Origin of the sequence: Marinimicrobium sp. UBA4509 (assembly GCF_002388575.1) — a bacterium.
Lineage (GTDB): Bacteria > Pseudomonadota > Gammaproteobacteria > Pseudomonadales > Cellvibrionaceae > Marinimicrobium > Marinimicrobium koreense.
The window spans coordinates 1-639 of the sequence record NZ_DGMV01000048.1 but is presented as its reverse complement, the minus strand read 5'-3'; the positions used below and the strand labels follow the sequence as shown (position 1 = coordinate 639).

Below are 639 nucleotides of genomic sequence, written 5' to 3'. Positions count from 1 at the left end.
GCGCGGTCAATGTGCTGTCCGCCGCCCGCCTGTTTTTATTTGGCGCCCGGGATGTCTGGTTCGTGGTGGCGTTGCCGGTGTTTCTGGCCAGCCAGTTCGACTGGGACCACTGGCAGGTGGGGGGCTTTCTGGCGCTTTGGGTGATTGGCTATGGCGCGGTGCAGTCCGTCGCTCCGAAAATCACGGGGCGCTCCGGGCGGGGTTTGCCGGATGGACGTACCGCATTTGGTTGGGCGGCGGTTCTGACGGTCATTCCGGTGTTGATTGCGCTGGCGTTGTGGCAGGGTATTGCGCCAGGTGTGAGTCTGGTGGTGGGGTTGCTGATTTTTGGTGTGCTGTTTGCGGTGAACTCTTCCCTGCACAGTTATCTGATTGTCAGCTATGCCAAGGAGGACGGGGTCTCGTTGGATGTCGGTTTTTACTATATGGCCAATGCGATGGGTCGTCTCGTGGGCACGGTGCTCTCCGGTTGGGTGTATCAGGTCGCGGGGCTGATTGCCTGCCTGTGGATCTCAGCCGCCTTTTTGGCCCTGGCGGCGATAATCGCCCTCTGGTTACCGCGTCGGTTGGTCGGTGAGAGTGCGTAGCGATTTATTCGGTACTTCGAGAGTAGTACTTGGTTTGGGTAACGGCGGATGC

The 639-nt window shown here is 59.6% G+C and carries 1 protein-coding gene; it reads left to right on the top strand.

Annotation, left to right across the window (positions count from 1 at the left end; translation table 11 throughout):
• Window positions 1–587: MFS transporter (locus B3520_RS07500; RefSeq protein WP_349678477.1), on the top strand; the 587-nt coding region annotated here is incomplete at its 5' end.
• Window positions 588–639 lie beyond the last annotated feature (52 nt).